Raw genomic sequence first — 16,542 nt, 5'->3', positions numbered from 1 at the left:
ATGACGCTGGTGCTCACACTCGTCGGCACGTCGCCCGTACTCGGCGGTGCGGTCGGAGTCGCGTACAACCTCTGGACCTACAAGATCGATGGCAGTAATCAGGAGATCCCGCAGGGACAGCGCCTCGCTCTCGCCCTGTCCAGTGATATCAACGTACTGGATCCCGCAACCTTGCCCGGGGTGACGGCCCTGCAGGGCACATTCCTCCAGAAGGACCCGGCTGATCCTCGCCAGTATGTGGGCCGTCTGACTGCCACGGCCGGTCCACAGACGATCTCCTTTGTCGCTCCGGTCCGAGCGGCCACTGGAGAGATCCTTCTGATGAAGACCACACCTGGCAATCCCCTCGTGTCGGTACCCTTCGCTGTCACGACGAACGGTCCCACCAGCCATGCACAGAAGATCACCATGCCGGGGCGGGGAGCACCTGCCTATGCCGGGCGACCGCTGGCCGACTTCACCGGTGCACCGCCCTACGCCAGTGAACTGTTCGGGATCTATCATCCGCTGACGGGATGGTTTGGCGCTTCTTCCTCCATGGCCGCCGCCACGGCGCATCCCGAGTCGGCGTTCGCCGGGCTCACTACCCTCGGCCAGTTCAAGGGCGCGAACGCCCGCACGATGGTCGATCAACCACTTGCAGCGCTGGCCGGGTACTACGACGCGGGCGCTATCGGCGGTCTGTCCCCAGTGGGGCTGGTGAACCTGTTCCGGGAGTATTTCTTCGAGTTCGACACTTTCCTTGGTTCTCCCGTCGGCCACATCTGGGTCAGCCCGGGAGGCACCGTGGAAGTGGTCGAGACCAGCACCAGGCGCACGCTGGTCGAGAAAGTGAGCGAGGTGTCGGAGTCGGCCTCTCAGAAGTCCGAGGAGAGTCTGACCGATCAGGACGACGTCGCCGACGCGGTGAAGGAAGAAAACTCGACTGACACGAAACTTGGAGTCAGTGCCACCGGCGGGGTGAACGCGAAAATCTACCATGCCGATGTGAGTGCCAGCTTCGGCACGGAGAACACCGTCAAACGTGGGTCCGAGGAAACACACAAGCACACGCGTACCCAGTCTGCGAAAGCCACGAGCGAGATCACGCGTAACTTCAAGACCAGCTTCAAGACGGTGACCGAGACGACGGATACCTCCAGCCGCCGCTATGTTCTGACGAACCCCACCGGCAGCGATCTGGTCAATTACGAGCTGCGACGCAAGATGCGCAAGGTCGGCGTGCAACTTCAGCACGTCGGAACCCGGCTCTGCTGGCAGGTGTTCATCGGCGATCCGGGCCGGGAGCTCGGACTAGGTGACATGGTCCATGTGGCCGAGGCGCCCGATCTGACAGCGGTCCAGAAGCCGGAGATGAAGCCGCTTCCGCAGGACCAGAAGCTTACACACCAGTTGTCGCTGCCCTTCGTTCTGACCCACGGCGCCGATCACGATGCGCAGGACACCTACACACCGGACACCGACCCCAATGTCGGCATCTTCAAGCCGGATGTGGGTGCGAACGATCTCATCCAGTTCCGGTTCGACTTTTCCCTGCCAGAGCCGCCCGATGGATACGAAATCAAGAAGGGTGTGCCTCCGGAAGTCGATTTCCACGGCGCCCAAGTGCAATACACCGTCAATCCTCATGACCTGGGGATGACTGACAACCCAGATCGGGACAAGAAGTCCCTCGGGCTGCGGTTGACGTATGCCAACTTCCAGGGGAACAAGTCTCTTCCCTTCAGCGCCACTATCGTGTACTCGCCGAAGGCAGAAACCACGCAGGCGATCGAGAAAGCCAATCAGGATGCGCAGGACGCCTACCAGAAGCAGGTCGCGCGTCTGCAGCACGACGCGTACGGGAAGGCCGTGCGCGAGCGGCTGCAACTGGTCAGCACCATGCGCAGCCGCACCCCGGAAGATCTGCGCAGTGAGGAGCGCCGTGTGGTGTTCAGGAACCTCATTCGCCGGCTAGAGCAGGCTAAGCAGTACCCCAAGGACCCGAGTTTCCAACCGTTTCCGGAGGCAGAGGGAATTCAGCACCTTTTCGACGTGGAGGAGATGCTGTACTTCGTCGCCCCCGACTACTGGCGCCCCGGTCTGCTACCCGCACCTCCGACCACCACCAGCAGCACGGGCCGGTATCCGCTGCCTCCCGAGGACGAGACCTCGCCGACCGGAGACGCCCCCCTGCCCTTGCAGGGCCAGACAGTCGCCGGATGGTATTCACGGGCGGAGAAGTACAAGGCGAACGACGGGCAGGCGACGTCGCCGGACGAATGGCGGGTGGACTACCTCATCACCGATCAGACCCAGCCCGCTCCGCTGGGCAGTTCCCTGGGGTGGCTGATCCAGATCGACTCGGACGAACGGCGCAACGAATTCCTCAACGCCGCGTGGGTGAAGGCCGTCCTGCCAGTCCGGCCGGGTCAGGAGCAGGCCGCGTTGAACTGGCTGACTCAAGTAGAGGGCGAAGCCGGCCTCGACGTCGGCTACGTCCCGAGCGACGGCGATCCCTCCACGTACCAGGGCAAGAAGGTCGGTGAGGTCCTGACCTTGCTGGCCAAGGAGCTGAGCACAACCAATGCCGACCCCACGACCACGCAGGCGTCGGAGAAGGTGTTCGAGAATGGGTTCGATCCTTTGGCGGGAGGATTCCAGCCGGCCAAGCCCTACCAGGTCTTCGATCAGTGGGTCGAGGTCCTGCCGACCGACCAGGTAGTCGCGACGGCCGTGCGCTACGACGCCAAGACCGGCCAGCAGTTGTGAGACATGGTGTTCGACTACGGCCGCCCCAGTGTCGACCAGCCAAGGGCCAGCCCGACAGCCAGCACATGCATAAACGCGTGCGCGTCATCGGATGATGGGTGCGCGGTGAAAGGCGGCCACGGGACCAGGACGTCTGCGACAGCCGAAAGATAGGGATTGGAGCAGAACATCCCGATCCAGCGTTGATTCGGCCCCCACCAAGCCTCGGCATTCCGGTTCGGATCGGACTTGGAGCGTTTGCGCAAGGCACTGGATGCGGTTCGAATCGCGGGATAGAGGGCGCCAGGATTACTTCCTCCTGTCGTGCCGGAATTCGCCAGAAGGAAGCGTCGGCTCTCCGACTCACTCCACCACTTCATCAAATTTTTCTCGAAAACGGGAGCCTGAACCGTGGTCTTCCCGAGCAATGGATCAAGGCACCATGTCTCCATCCACGGCTCAAGGAGCGCCTTCCGCACATCTGGAACTCCCCAGTTGCGTCCCGTGTAGCGGGCAGCGGAAGGCAAATCCTTCGTTGTCAGGGCAGCTTCCAGCAGCTGCGAAGACGAACTGAAAGCAGCGACCGCCACGCGCCGTACCTGAGGGGCCGCACGTTCGTCCAGGAAGAAGGTGGGGACCTCCGCAGGCGAGCGTGGTTGCCCCATCGGTGCTCTGGCCCCCCACCAATCATCCAGGTTCGTACCGGACCAGCCATACCTCCGCTGATGAAGGAAAAGGTTTACTTCCGTTAGCAGCCGGGCCAGACCGGACTGGGCGCGGAACGGCAGGCCGTACTCGTTCTCGTCTCGGGAGGGCTTCGCCGGGTTGGGTCCCGGGAGGGGGTGAGGCAGGATCGGCGTCACCAGGACGAGCTGCCGATCTTTGTCCACGAAGTGGCTCCAGTGGCCGAACATGTACTTCAGGGCGAGATTGACGTAGGGCTGAAACAGGCGATCAGGATGGCTCGGATCGACCTGTGTGTTGCTGCTGACGGGATAGGGATAATGATTCCTGAAGGGGTAGGTGTCCGCGGGGAACCATGTCTTCGCAGTGCTCGGGTGATAGAACGCGACCATGTCCCGCCAGGCGGGAACGGCGCTGGAGCCGGCTGGCGCAGGTGCCCAGATTCCGACGAGAAATCTCGGCTCGGTGGCGCTCGTTCTGCCTACTTCGCCGTATTCGAGCACCAGTGGCGCACCCGCAGTCGACGGATCTGAACTCCTGTCCTGGTGATGGAGGCGGCCCCAGTCGGGGTGGTCGGGGTCATCCAGTACGGCGGAGGGTGCGGGGCCGGGTGTCACCATCCGCGTCTTGCGGGCGTTGGGCCAGTCGTTTACGTTCACCTCGCGGTACCGGAGACTGATAGCCCTGGTCTGACTCTTACTGGTGGTCAGCCAGGCTGCCTTGGGGTCGTCTCCGGGCTTCGGGGTCGAAGGGATCTGAACGCCTGGAGCCTCGCGGATTCTGAGCAAGGGGAGATCAAGCCGTAGCCGAGTATTACCGCCATCGAGTACGATCCGCGCGGCCGAGTTGTTGCGGTATACGCCCCCGGCGGAAGGGTTTACCTGTACGCCTTGGGCAGCGTAGCGGTCGGGGTCCAGTTGCAGGGAAGCATGAGTCCAGGTCGCTGAAATCGGCAAATCGGCCGTCCATGTGTTGCCTTGATAAGGCAACACACCCGTGTCGTGGCGCAGCGTATTGCCATCCTTGACAATGGCTCGCCATGATCCGCCCCCTTCGGGGGTTTGGCCTACAGCATCGGTGAGGTGGACTTCGAGCCGGAGGTTCATCGAGTCACGCTTTCAGGGCGATTACGATTGGACGATTGTGTTAAAGGTTGCCGCTGAGGCGGTGATCGAAGCAGGGAACTGCCTGTGGAACTCGTCAGGACGGACCATAGACGCTTTCGGTTCCCCGTCCGTTCGGGTGAGCCGGTGGGAGCTGACGGGCAGGATCCGGCTGCGGCGCGGCTCTTCCCGATTGGGATGGGAATCTTAGCCCCCTGGGCCTCTCGGACGTCGGCGTGTCGGGCCCGCAGTGGCGGTGAGCCCCGCCAGACTTGAGACGATTCTGCCGAGGAGGTCCGCGCATGGCTATTTTCACCGTCGAGTACACGACTCCAAAAGACGAGCCGCTCAGGGAACGGAGAATTGAAGCGGAAGATTTCGCCATCCATGGTGATTTCTTGGATTTCACCACCGTCGATGGAAAAAGGATCTTCAGCGTGCGCTCCACTGCCGTCGTGACAATCTCCAAAGAGGCCGCCGCGCCGTGAGAGCGATGCCTCAGGCAGGGCGAATCGTCCCCCGCCCCGAGGGCGCCAAGAGCTCGTAACACGATCATGTGAATCGTCTCTGGTGAGCGTGTCCGGTGCGACGATTCTGGTGTTCAGGAGTAGTGAGCAGCAGGCCGTGTGCCCCCTCCTGAGCCTTGAACGTGATACTGGCTTGGGGATTGTTTGAGCGACCAGCTCCTGCGTTCAACAGCATCGCCAAGGGCCGACAGCCCTTGAACGTGTCACCCCTCGTCTGATCTGTTGGACTCGGACGGTGATGGGCTGGCCGATTCCTTGGCAAAATCTGGTCCCAACTCGCCCGCCTCCAGTAGCGCGGCTTCCAATTGTGCAGTCGAAGGCAGCCTGCTGGTGGGCGATGGGGAGGAGATCGTCTGTACTGACGTGCTGGCTGTCCCGGCGCCTGTCGTGCTGCCACTGCAGCCGACCACTGCCAACGTGCCGATGAGAGTTACGGCTTCAGCCGCCCGAGCGGCCCGAATGCTTCTTATAGCATGCCTCTTCTGTCAGGCTGCTGGCTCAGTGAGGTTCGGTGGGCACCACTTGCCCTTGCCTTGTCCTCTCAATGGTCGCTCTTTCGAGCGGCGAGGTCACCCAGCAGTATTGGGGCGATAGAGAAAGACGAAGCCGTCCGGGGCTGGGCACACGGACGGCCTCAAATCCTGCAGCGGTATGCGTGTGCCCCATCCACCCGGGGCCCTCGGGCCCGAGAAGCCCGCCACCGCAGTCACTTCAGCTTGTACGTCGTCTCGACCGCAGCTATCTTTCCCTCCGGGTTGACGACGACTCGGAGCGTTCCGTCAGTACAGCAGACGCCCCGCCCGACGGTGATCTTCTCGGGCTCGATCTCACCCTTGCCGTTCACGCGAACGAGGTGGCGTTCACCCTTGTCTTTGGACAAGGTCGTCCCCGGCCCCGCCACCAGCTCCACCCAGACATCAGCGCCCGGCTCGAAGCCCGTGCCGGTCAGCACGAACGGTTCGCCGGCCGAGCCGACCGCTGGCTTCACCATGATCTTGGCCAGCGGTGAGCGCTGAGTGTCTCGCGAGAGGGCGGAGGCCGCGGCCCGCGACGCCGTGGCGCCAGCGTGGCTTGACGACTGCCCGGTAGAACCGGACTTTGGCGTCACCGGTGTCCCGTTGTCCGGAAGCCACTTCGGCCCGTTGACCATCAGGGCCACGATGATCTGAACCGCGACACCTACGACGGCCAGCTTCTCCGTCCGCTTCCAGGGCTCCCGGGCGTCGTCTTTCAGCAAGATGTACGTGGTGAAGTGACGCCGGATGATCCAGGTGATCATGAGGGTGGCCGCGGAGATGCAGATGGAGCTGATGGCCGCTACCCAGCCCACGAGAATCGACGTCATCAGGATGGCGATAAGGGCCATCACTGTTTCTGCCCCCAAGCACCAGTAGGCGATGAACCGCATGCGTGCCGGGAGGATCCGGCGCAGCCTGGAGGTACGGGTCCTGAGAATCCCCTGGACTTCCTCGCAAAACCCAACAGGGAAGTGTCGCTCTCCCCCTTCAGCTTTGATCTTGATCAAGCCACGTTTGGCCTCAAAAGTGAAGCTCTTGTCCCCAACTCGGTCGGAGATCGTCAGATTATCGACTACGGCAGGGCGACCCGCCGCCTTCATGACGGCCTCGAAGGAGATGTCCTTGTGGACGCCATCCTCGCCTGCTATGGAGAACTTGCGCTCCGAAGATGAAGGAAACTCACGTTCCACGACCTCAACGAGATCTTCCAGCTGATCCTTTCGGATCGTCCGCCCGGAGAGCTCGCGCGGCACTTCACGCGCCATTGAACCGTTGAACCCTTCGCTCGTATCGCCCGTATTACGGGTTTGAGTGGCGAGCGCCGGTGGGAGGCTCCCACTGGCGCGTTTGGAGCAAAGGACTCACGGAGGCGCGGGGGAGCGGGCCGCCTTGAGTCCAGTCGAAGGTTAGTGCATTGGGGTCGACTTAGCGTGTCTGTGTACGCCGTCACCAAGTCGACATGTCGAAGTGTCGTGACGGTTCGCACCAGGCGCATAAATCTATGGCCAAAGCAGAATCGTTCTTCCGCTAGCTCATATAAAGCGAATCCAGACATTTCTTGCGCCCGCATCGACCCGGACTTCAACAAGAGGGCACGGAAATCAACGGACTCTCTCACTGTTCTCTTTGGTCGCGACACGCCGAGGACCCGCGAATGTACCCCCGAACGGATTACATCGAGGGCCCGTGGTCTGTCTGGAGTTGCCTGCGGCTCCGGGGCGGCGCCCGTTCGTTCGATGCTTCAGGGGGTGCGTGCGCTGGCTCATGCGCCACGCGTCGACGCTGCCTGTGTGCCGGGACGTGGTGGTGGGGGCCGTCCCCAACCTCCCCGGAGGTTGGGCCTACTGATCGCCAGATAGGCCCAAGAGGCGCAGGAGGGGAGCGGTAGGCACCCGCCACGTTGTCCCGACGCGTACTGCCGGTACCGGAAACTCGCCTTGGCGAACCAGTTCAAAGGCTCGCGTGCGCCCGATGCCCAGGGCTCGGGCGGCGGTTACGAGGTCGATGGTGACCGGTAGCTCCAGCAACTCGGCCCGGCTCATGCCGACCATGCGGCTCACCTCACCTGCGGTGGCGTGCTCTGTTCTAAGAGCAGATGATCCGTCCTAGTTTGTTGCAAGTCAACCGCTCTTGTTGCTGAGCAGATCACGACGTACCGTTGAGACACTTTCCTCCCCGAGGTGACCTCATGGAACGGACGCCACAAACGCTGCGACAGGTGCTCGGAGCTGGCCTGAGAGAGATCAGGAAAGCCCGTGGCCTGAAGCAGGAAGAGGCTGCCGCACTGCTTCAGCAGCACGGTCTGACGACCTGGATCCGCGGAACCGTCGCGCAGGCAGAGGTCGGGGCTCGGCGCATAGCGCTGGAGGAAGTGCTCCTGCTGGCGCTCGCCTTCGAGGTATCGCCGGCCGACTTCGTGGCCGGAGCATCGGATGACCTTGTCGAGCTGTCGCCCGGGGCGCGGCTGACCGTTGGCGCGGTCAAGGCGTTGCTGTCCGGCAACACGGCCGCCGTGCAGGCGCTGCCCGAGCGGGCGGTCGAGATCACCGAGTCGTTGGCGCTGGCCAATCGGACGTCCGACTTCCTGGCGGAGGTGCAGCGATCTGGGCGGGCAGACCCCGGTTTGGTGGAGCGGGCGGTCGCCAGCGTCGGTGAGGCCGAGCGGCACGTAGCCCGCAAGGTCGGAACGTCGCCGGAGTGGGTCAACCTGGTGGCGCTGCAACGGTGGGACCGGACCTTGTCGCAGGAGCGAGATCTGCGTCTCCAGGAACGTCGGCCCAAGGCATCCCAGGGCCAACTGGCCACCTTGCGCGGCCACATCACCCGGGAGCTGCTGACCGAACTGGAACACGACCTGCGCGCGGCCCATCCTGGCGACGCGCAGACGGCAAGGTAAGGCATGCATCATGCAGGGCACCACCTATAAGCGCTGCAAGTGTCCGGCCCGCTACAACGCGGCCGGTAGGCGCCTGGCCTGCTCGAAGAAGCACGGCACCTGGTCATATGTCGTCGACGTACCGCTGTCCGACGCGGGCCGACGGGAGCACGGGCGGCAGCAGATTACCCGGGGTGGTTTCGCCAGTCAGACCATGGCGGTCACGGAGCTGCGGCGGGCCATCCAGCTCCTGGAGATACCCGGCACAGACGATGACGCGGGTCGGCTGGAGATCGTCGACCTCATCCGTGACCACTACCGCCGCTATCAGCAGTTGCCGGAGCACGCCGACGTACGCCGCCGTTTCAGCGCCGGCGTCTCACTCACCGTGCAGCAGACCACCGGCGAGTGGCTGGACGAGTGGATGGGTAGCAAGCGCAAGCTGGCGGACAACACCCGCCGCTCCTATGTGGGTTTCATCCAGAACTACCTCAAGCCCCAGATCGGTGACATCCCCCTGGAGAAGCTACGGCCGGCGCAGATCCGGACCGCCTATGACGCCATCGTGGCCAGCGCTGCCACGAGCTCGCGTCCGATCGGCCCGGCGACCCTCCAACGCATCCATGCCACGCTCCGGGCGGCGCTCAACGCCGCCGTCCGGCAGCGCCAGATCATCGACAACCCAGCACTGGCGGTCGAAGTGGAGAGCGCACCCCGACCGAAGGCGGTCGTCTGGACCGCGCCGCGAGTCATCGACTGGATGGCCTTTGGCCGACGCCCGAAGGTGGCTGTCTGGACACCTGAGCAGACCGGCGCCTTCCTCGGCCTCATTACGGCCGACCGGCTCTACGCCTACTACCACCTTTTGGTCTTCCGAGGACCGCGCCGAGGCGAAGGCATCGGACTGCGCTGGCCGGACGTGAACTTGGACACCGGCACGCTGGCCATCGTCCAGCAGATCGTGCAGGTGGGCTGGAAAACGGCCGTCACCCGGCCCAAGGACGACAGCGACGGCATCATCGCGCTGGACTCCATGACCGTCACGGTTCTGCGAGCACATCGCCAACGCCAGCTGGAGGAGCGGAAGCTACTGGGTTCGGGCTGGACCGACAGCCACTACGTCTTCACCACCGAGACCGGCAAACCGCTGCATCCCGACTACGTCAGCCGCCACTTCGTCCGGACGATCAAGCGGGCCAACACCCTGCGCACGGGAGACACCGGTCTCGCCGTTGAGGATGTCCAAGCGACGCTCGGCCTGACGATCGATGGGTGCTTCGGGCCGCTGACGCGGCGGGCTGTGACCGGCTTCCAACGTGTACGCGGGCTCAAGGCCAACGGCATCGTCGACCCCCACGTCTGGTACCAGCTCTTCCCCGAGCGCCCGCTCCGGCCGTACCCGCACCCCGGCTACCTGCCACCAATCCGTCTGCACGACCTACGGCACCTGGCCGCCACCTTGGCGCTCGCTGCCGGAGCAGAAATGAAAGTGGTCTCCGCCATGCTCAGGCACTCAACGATCCAGATCACGGCTGACACGTACGCCTCGGTGCTGCCGGAGATCGCCCGCCAGGCAGCTGAAGCTGCGGCCGCGCTCGTCCCCCAACCGCCCACCACGCGGCCGGACGACGGTGGCGTTAGCCCCTCGCTAGCATCCGACCTTGAAAACGACCAAGGGCACCCTTCCGAAGAGAAGGATGCCCAGGTCACAGACTGTGCGCCGCCAGGGACTCGAACCCCGGACCCGCTGATTAAGAGTCAGCTGCTCTAACCAACTGAGCTAGCGGCGCCTGCTGACGTCGTAGACCTTAGCATCCTGATCGGCCGGGGGAAAAATCGATATCCGCACGGCGGCGCGGGCCGCCCGGACGGCTGCCCAGAGGAGGATTTCGGCGCCCGGCAGCCAGGGGTGACGGGTGTCGGGGGCGACGAGCCAGCGGGAGTCGCACGAGGTCGGCCGGTCGGTGGAGAGAAGGGCCGGGACGGTCACCGCGTCGCCGTTGCCGTGGCACAGCAGGGGCGGGATCGCCGCCGTACGGCCGACCTCCTCCCAGCGCAGCAGGGAGGGCAGCCGCTGGGCCGCGCCGGGCGCGGCGAACAGCAGCATGCGTCCCCGGAAGGTCGCCACCGGCCCCGAACCGGGTCCCTCGTCCCACAGCCGGTCGACCATCCGGCGGCCGAAGACCGCGGGTGTGCTGACGACGTCGAAGGCGGTGCCGCAGGGGAGCACGACCGGAGCGTCCGGGCGCTCCCTCCAGAGGGTGAGCGTGCTTCGCGGATACGTTCCTGCCGAGGCGAGCCAGGCGGCTCCGTCCGCGGTGACTCCCGAGACGTCGAAGCGGTCGGAGAACGGATCGATGCGTTCGCTGCTCATGACATCTATATCTACCGGCCGTGAACGCACCGCTCCCGAGAGTTGCCGGAAATCGGGACAGGCGGGAGGGGGAGGGAGTATCTTGCCCGCCTGGCATATGCCACAGCGAAGTGGCCCGTTTTCAGACCGGGTCCGCGGAGCCCCGGCCTTCGGCCCCGCTCATCAGGTCGCGTCCGAACTCGACCATCTTCTTGGCATAGTCCTCGGTCCACTCGGCCCGTTCCGCGATGTCCGCCGGCGTCAGCCGGTCGAAGTGCCTGGGGTCCGCCAGCTGGGCGGCCGCCATCGCCTGGAACTCCACCGCACGGTCGGCCGCCGCGCGGAACGCGTGCGCCAGCTCCGTCGCGCGGGCCAGCAGCGCCCGTGGGTCGTCGATCGACTCCAGGTCGAAGAAGTGCTCCGGGTCGGAGGCCGCCTCCGCGGGCTCGAACAGCAGGGGCGCGGGGCGTAGCCGCGGTTCGTTCCGACGCGGCGTGGGCTCCGCCATGTCTTCTCCTCCTCGTACGTCGCGTCCGGCCCGTCCAAGAGCGGACCACCGTCCATTGTCCCGCGCCCGCGCAAGTGGGCCGCGGAGCACGAAGGCCTCGGCCTCCGCATGCTCAAGGCGTCCACACCACGCGATGTTCCCCGAGCCGCGCCAGCACCGCGTGGTTCGCCTCCCATCCGTCAGGGAACTTCACGAGCGTTCCCAGCTGGACGGGCTCCGTCGACGGGTAGTCGTCCAGCAGCTCGCTCACGCCCGCCCGGCAGACCACGATGCACGCGTGGCGGTGGCGGGAGGCGAGGACGCAGAGGCGGCCCGTCTCCAGGTGGAAGGCGGTGGCGTCGGGGCGGCCGGAGAGAGGGTGCAGGACGACCGTCACGTCGTACTCGCGGCCCTGGAGGCGGTTCGCGGTGTCGACGGTGACGTCCGTGACGCCCAGCTCCGCGAGTGCCGCGCGGACGGCCGCCGCCTGGTCGCGGTGGGCCGTGCCGACGGCGATCCGGTCGGGGGTGAGCGGCAGGGGCTCCTCGGGTGCGCGCTCCGACGTAGCCGCGCCGCCCCGGTCCAGCAGCCGTCGTACGACCAGGGCCACCGCCCGCACCGCCTCCGGGTCCGTCCGCGGGGTGTGCCGTGCGGGCAGTTCCAGCAGGCCCCAGCCGGACTCCGCGGCCTCGTCGATCACCCGGTCGGGACCGGAGCCGTCGGACGGGACGGCGAAGGAGAGGCGGCGGTCGCCGTGGTCCGTGCCGCTGCGGAAGGGGGTGTACGGGTAGAAGGCGTCCGAGACCAGGGGCGCGGCGGAGGCCGGGAGGCGCCAGGACACCGGGAGGCGGTGCTGCGGCAGCTCGGGGTTGTGGGCCAGAAGGGTGGTCACGGCGGAGGCGGAGGGGTCGTACGACAGGCCCGCCCACTGCTCGCTGCCCACGATGGAGAAGGGGTCGAGCTGGCCCGGGTCACCGACGAACAGTGCCCGCTCGAACAGCCCCGCCACGGCGAGCAGCGAGTCCGAGCGCATCTGGTACGCCTCGTCGACGATCGCGTGCCGCCACGGCTCGTCGACCTTCACATGCGCCCACTTCGCGGACGTGGAGACGACGACCGAGAGGCGGCTCAGCTCTGCCGCCTTCGCCGACTTGCGTACGTTCGGCAGGTCGTCGAGCGCCTTGTCGTACGGGTCGGCCTCGCTGCTGTGCAGGCGGCCCACGGGGAGCTGCGGGCTCTTCTCCGCGAGCCTCAGCACGAGGTCGTCGACCTGTGCGTTCGTCTGGGCCACGATCATCAACGGGCGGCCCGCGTCGGCCAGTTCGAGGGCCGCGCGGACGACGAGCGTGGACTTGCCGGCGCCGGGCGGCGAGTCCACGACCACGCCGCGATGGGTGCCGTGCAGGGTGTCGCGGAGGATGGCGTCGGTGGCCTCGCCGGCCAGGGCACCGGGATCGAAGGCGGCGGTCACAGGACGTCCTCGGCGGTCGGGGGATCGGCGGTCTCGTGAACGGCTTCGCCCGGCGGCCCGCCGTGGGTCCACGGTGTCTCCTCCGCGTCGGGCAGTTTCGGCCCGCCGCGCTGCTCGTGCTCGAAGGTCGTGAAGCAGAGCAGGTCGCCCTTCTCGGGCACCGAGCCGGACTCGGGCACCTTGCCGCGGCCCATCTTGTCGACGATGCGCAGGACGAGCAGATCGTCCCCCTCCCGCCCGACGAACTCCGCCGACTGCGGCTTGCCGCCCAGCGAGCGGTACACCCTGGCCCGCTCGCCCAGGTGCGGAAGGTCCTCGGTCCGTACGGTGACCAGCGGGCGCGGACTGGGCCGCTTGCCCTCGCTGTACGCCATCACGACGTCCGTCACCTCCCCGGCGAACGCCTCCCCGGACAGCCGCCGCCCCGCCATCACCAACGGGTCGTCGAGGGCCTCCTGGGCCTCCAGCCGCGCCTGCTCGCGCTCGCGGGCGGCCAGCTTGCCCGCCGCGGTGACCGCGTCGTCGCGGCGCGGCTGCGGGGGCTCGCCCGCGACGATCCGGTCGCGGTGGCCGGTGAAGGACCAGCGGTCGCGCGTCCACCGCTCCTCGACATGCGCCCCGTCCGGCAGCGCCCGCAGAAGGTCGAGGCCCTGCCAGACCTTCTCCCAGGTCGGCAGGGTGCGGCTGAGCACCAGGGCGCGGATGTCCCGCTCGGCGTTGGTGAGTTCACCGAGCCGGTCGTCCGCCTCCAGACCGTCCTCGGCGGCGGCGAGGGCGGTACGCGCACGGTCGTGGCGCTCGATCGCGGGGGCGAGCAGCTTGTTGTCGAACGCCGGGTCGGTGGCCGGTCCGGCGGGCGGGCAGAGCAGCTGGCCCCGGGCGTCGCGGGCGAGTTCGGCGGCGAGCGCCGCGTCGGCACCCGTCGATCCCTCCGGCGGGGCGATCCAGGCGAGCAGTGCGCCCAGGTGCTGGTCCTCCAGCGTGGACTGGCCGGTCGCCCAGTGCCGGGCCAGGACGTCCGTCATCGCCAGCAGGAGGGAGGAGCCCGGGACGCGGGCGCGCTCCCCGAAGTGCGTCAGCCAGCGGCCCAGCAGGGGCACGCGCGGGGGCGCGGGATACGGGGTCTCCGGGTCCTGTTCCGCCGTACGCCTGAAGCGCATGGAGCGGCCGAGCAATCGTACGAAGTCGACGCCCGCGCGGCTCGGGACGATCAACTGCGGGGCGTCCGCGCACAGTTCGACCTCGACCTTGACCCGCTTGCCGGTCTCCGGGTCGGTCTCGTTGCGCTCGGCGGCCTCCACGGCGTCCGTGTACGCGTCGAGATACGGCAGGACGATGTCGGCCAGCTCCGCCAGGAACGCGAACCTGAGGTCGCGGTCGCGCGGCTGGGACACGGCCAGCAGACGCGGGGCGTCCCGGTCGGTGCCCACCAGCGCGCCGAGCGGGGCACCGGCCTCGCCCGCGGTGGTGAGCGGCACGAAGACCAGGGGCCGCTCCGACAGATGCCGGTGCCGGACGGTGGCGGCGGGCTGGGCGTGGCCGGTGCGCACGGCCTCCAGCCGGCCGAGGGTGGAGATCAGCGACATGGGGTGACCTCCTGGCCGAGGGCCTGCGCACGGAGTCGCGCCGCTCGGCGCAGCGCCGCCACCGCCGGGTCCTCGGGGTCGCCGCTCTCGCCGCGGGCCGCGGCGAGGACGTCCTCGACCGTCGACAGGCCGCCGAGTTCGGCGCGGACCGAGCGGCCCAGGGTGGTCACCGCGCCGGCCGCGCGGGAGCGGTCACGGCAGTGGAAGGCCAGCTCGCAGGCGGACAGGCACTCGGGCGCGTACGTCGCCGGGACCGACTCCACGGCGGACGTCAGCTCGGCGGCGGGCAGCTCCGGAGAGAAACAGGTGCCCTCGGGGAGCGTGTCGGCGATGTCCTCGATGCGGGTGAGGCGGGCCAGCTGGCGGCCGGTGACCGCGCGCTGCTTGCGCACGTCGACGGCCGAGGCGGTGGGCACGTTGGAGAAGTCCTTGGGGCAGACGAGCAGGATCCGGTGGCGCACCCGGGGGGCCGGGTCGAGGCGGGCGGCGACCTCCTCAAGGGCCAGCACGTACACCGCGGCCTGTCGTGCGGCCGCGCCCACCTTCGCCGGGTCCGCGGCACCGTCCAGCATCGGGAAGGACTTGATCTCGACGACCGTCCAGCTGCCGTCGGGGTGCACGACCACGGCGTCCGGCTCCAGGAACGCGGGGGAGCCGGCGACGTCGAGCGCGAGCATCGGATGGTCGAGCAGGGTCCAGGTGCCGGGGGCCGCGGTGGCCTCGCGCAGCGCCAGTGCCGTACGGGCCGCGCGGCCCTCGGGGCCGGTGGCCAAGAGGTCGGGCACCTGCGCCTCGGCGGGCGGCTCGGCGTGCCGGTCCAGCTTCTCGTGCACCAGCCTGAGCAGTTCCGCGCCGCCGTCCCCCTTGACCTTCGCCTCGAACGCGTTGCCCCGCGTGAACGCGAACTGCGACTGCCCGAAGGCAGACGGGGAGCCCAACGCGCTCGCCAGCACGGCCTTGTTCACCCCGGCGCCGTCCAGGATCGCGCGCCTTTGGCAGCCCGGGTTGGCGGCGAGCGCCGCGAGGGCGCGCGCGTCCAGCGCCTTGGGTGGTACGTCGGGCCCGCGCAGCTCAGCGAGCCGCTGCCGGAGCGCCTTCCCCCGCGTCCGTGGGAGAGGCACCCGGTTCGGCTCCGGATCCGGTCCGGGAGTCGCGCTGCCGTGGAATTCGCTCACCCGCGGAAGTCTGGCATCCGGCACTGACAATGGAGGAACCTGCGGCCTGGGAGCGCCCTGAGACGAACGAGATCCGCGCCCGGACCCGGTCCGCGCCGCGTATCACGTACGGCGTCAGGACCAGCCCGACCCCCATCACGGCCGCACCCGCGACCGCGTCGAGGAAGTAGTGGTTCGCGGTGCCCATGACCACGATCGTGGTCAGCAGCGGGTAGGCGACGGCGGCGACCTTCGTCGCGGGCGTCCTGCCGTACCGCCACAGCATGACCCCGCACCACAGCGCCCAGCCCACGTGCAGGCTCGGCATGGCCGCGTACTGGTTCGTCATGCCCCCGAGGCCGCGCGGGGCGCTGGCCTCGCCGCCCCACCAGCCGTACGAGCTGTACTGGGCCATCGTGTCGACGAATCCGTGGCCCGCCGAGAGCAGGCGCGGTGGGCAGGTCGGCAGCAGGGTGAAGCCGATCAGGCCGATGAAGGTGGACGTCATCAGCCAGGTGCGGGCGGCGCGGTAGTGCACGGCGCGGGACCGGAACATCCAGATGAGGATGGCGGGCGTGACCAGGTAGTGCAGTGACGCGTACCAGAAGTCGGCCGGGACGCCGAGCCACGCCTCGTGCGTGAAGAGCCGGTTGAGCGGATGCTCGGCGTTGATGTGCAGGACCTTCTCGATCCGCAGGATCGACAGGCCGTGGTCGACGGCGCCGTCGGTGTCGCCGCGGGCGAGGAGCCGGCCGGCCGAGTAGCAGGCGTACACCAGGAGTATCAGTGGCAACTCGGTCCACCAGCGCAGGCGGGTCCGCGGGGTTGCTGCCTCGATGCCCGGTGCCGTCTCGGTCTTCGGCATCCGATCGCTCCCCCTTCGTTCTCGCGCGGTGCCCGGAGGCCCGGTCGTGTCACTTTACGGCGTACGTGCGCGCCCGTTTCGGGCGCCCCGGCTCTCAAAGACGCTGAGATCGCCCGCCGGGTTGCCCCCGCGCGGGGTGCGCGATGATGGAAGGGTTCCGCCTGCGAACTCTTCCGGAAAGGTTCCTTC

At 67.3% G+C, this 16,542-nt stretch carries 11 protein-coding genes, 1 tRNA gene and 1 pseudogene; 4 read left to right on the top strand and 9 right to left on the bottom strand.

The window, feature by feature from the left end:
- Complete coding sequence (locus tag OG870_RS17310; RefSeq protein ID WP_327691072.1) at positions 1 to 2,751, top strand: hypothetical protein; 2,751 nt, start codon at positions 1 to 3, stop codon at positions 2,749 to 2,751.
- A 14-nt stretch (positions 2,752 to 2,765) separates the two neighbouring features.
- On the opposite strand, the gene OG870_RS17305 is transcribed toward OG870_RS17310, so the two are convergent.
- The gene (locus OG870_RS17305) at positions 2,766 to 4,520 is read right to left on the bottom strand and encodes a hypothetical protein (RefSeq protein ID WP_327691071.1); all 1,755 of its coding nucleotides are present in this window, start codon (positions 4,518 to 4,520) and stop codon (positions 2,766 to 2,768) included.
- Between the two features lie 299 nt (positions 4,521 to 4,819).
- Between OG870_RS17305 and OG870_RS17300 the strand changes: the two genes are divergently transcribed.
- Positions 4,820 to 5,005, top strand: a complete 186-nt coding sequence (locus tag OG870_RS17300) for a hypothetical protein (RefSeq protein ID WP_327691070.1) — start codon at positions 4,820 to 4,822, stop codon at positions 5,003 to 5,005.
- Positions 5,006 to 5,750: 745 nt separating this feature from the next.
- Here OG870_RS17300 and OG870_RS17295 read toward each other — a convergent pair.
- A complete protein-coding gene (locus tag OG870_RS17295) occupies positions 5,751 to 6,827 on the bottom strand; it encodes a hypothetical protein (protein ID WP_327691069.1) in 1,077 nt (358 codons plus the stop codon).
- A 923-nt stretch (positions 6,828 to 7,750) separates the two neighbouring features.
- Between OG870_RS17295 and OG870_RS17290 the strand changes: the two genes are divergently transcribed.
- On the top strand, positions 7,751 to 8,458 hold the full coding sequence (locus OG870_RS17290) for a helix-turn-helix domain-containing protein (protein ID WP_327691068.1): 708 nt from the start codon (positions 7,751 to 7,753) through the stop codon (positions 8,456 to 8,458).
- A gap of 10 nt (positions 8,459 to 8,468) precedes the next feature.
- Positions 8,469 to 9,797, top strand: a pseudogene (locus OG870_RS48180) (peptidoglycan-binding protein); the annotation flags it as partial.
- 356 nt (positions 9,798 to 10,153) lie between these two features.
- Here OG870_RS48180 and OG870_RS17280 read toward each other — a convergent pair.
- The 7 genes from OG870_RS17280 to OG870_RS17250 form a co-directional block, all read right to left on the bottom strand.
- A tRNA-Lys gene (locus tag OG870_RS17280) sits at positions 10,154 to 10,227 on the bottom strand.
- Positions 10,218 to 10,811 carry a bifunctional DNA primase/polymerase gene (locus tag OG870_RS17275; RefSeq protein WP_266515001.1) on the bottom strand — a complete coding sequence of 198 codons (594 nt, stop codon included), beginning with the start codon at positions 10,809 to 10,811 and terminating at the stop codon, positions 10,218 to 10,220. The genes OG870_RS17280 and OG870_RS17275 overlap by 10 nt, the downstream gene beginning before the upstream one ends.
- 121 nt (positions 10,812 to 10,932) lie before the next feature.
- A complete protein-coding gene (locus tag OG870_RS17270) occupies positions 10,933 to 11,298 on the bottom strand; it encodes a hypothetical protein (RefSeq protein WP_266514999.1) in 366 nt (121 codons plus the stop codon).
- A gap of 112 nt (positions 11,299 to 11,410) precedes the next feature.
- Complete coding sequence (locus OG870_RS17265) at positions 11,411 to 12,748, bottom strand: AAA family ATPase (RefSeq protein ID WP_266584306.1); 1,338 nt, start codon at positions 12,746 to 12,748, stop codon at positions 11,411 to 11,413.
- Entirely contained in the window at positions 12,745 to 14,334 is a 1,590-nt protein-coding gene (locus OG870_RS17260; protein ID WP_266584308.1) for a hypothetical protein, read from the bottom strand. Before OG870_RS17260 ends, OG870_RS17265 begins: the two co-directional genes overlap by 4 nt.
- Complete coding sequence (locus tag OG870_RS17255) at positions 14,325 to 15,455, bottom strand: hypothetical protein (RefSeq protein WP_266584310.1); 1,131 nt, start codon at positions 15,453 to 15,455, stop codon at positions 14,325 to 14,327. The genes OG870_RS17260 and OG870_RS17255 overlap by 10 nt, the downstream gene beginning before the upstream one ends.
- On the bottom strand, positions 15,406 to 16,353 hold the full coding sequence (locus OG870_RS17250; protein ID WP_266584312.1) for a phosphatase PAP2 family protein: 948 nt from the start codon (positions 16,351 to 16,353) through the stop codon (positions 15,406 to 15,408). The genes OG870_RS17255 and OG870_RS17250 overlap by 50 nt, the downstream gene beginning before the upstream one ends.
- Positions 16,354 to 16,542: the final 189 nt, after the last annotated feature.

The organism is Streptomyces sp. NBC_00461 (assembly GCF_036013935.1).
Lineage (GTDB): Bacteria > Actinomycetota > Actinomycetes > Streptomycetales > Streptomycetaceae > Streptomyces.
This window is presented reverse-complemented; position numbering and strand designations above follow the sequence as displayed.

Coding starts and splice junctions, on each gene's coding strand:
- OG870_RS17310 (WP_327691072.1), top strand. CDS start 1: ATGACGCTGGTGCTCACACTCGTCGGCACGTCGCCCGTACTCGGCGGT.
- OG870_RS17305 (WP_327691071.1), bottom strand. CDS start 4,520: ATGAACCTCCGGCTCGAAGTCCACCTCACCGATGCTGTAGGCCAAACC.
- OG870_RS17300 (WP_327691070.1), top strand. CDS start 4,820: ATGGCTATTTTCACCGTCGAGTACACGACTCCAAAAGACGAGCCGCTC.
- OG870_RS17295 (WP_327691069.1), bottom strand. CDS start 6,827: ATGGCGCGTGAAGTGCCGCGCGAGCTCTCCGGGCGGACGATCCGAAAG.
- OG870_RS17290 (WP_327691068.1), top strand. CDS start 7,751: ATGGAACGGACGCCACAAACGCTGCGACAGGTGCTCGGAGCTGGCCTG.
- OG870_RS17275 (WP_266515001.1), bottom strand. CDS start 10,811: ATGAGCAGCGAACGCATCGATCCGTTCTCCGACCGCTTCGACGTCTCG.
- OG870_RS17270 (WP_266514999.1), bottom strand. CDS start 11,298: ATGGCGGAGCCCACGCCGCGTCGGAACGAACCGCGGCTACGCCCCGCG.
- OG870_RS17260 (WP_266584308.1), bottom strand. CDS start 14,334: ATGTCGCTGATCTCCACCCTCGGCCGGCTGGAGGCCGTGCGCACCGGC.
- OG870_RS17250 (WP_266584312.1), bottom strand. CDS start 16,353: ATGCCGAAGACCGAGACGGCACCGGGCATCGAGGCAGCAACCCCGCGG.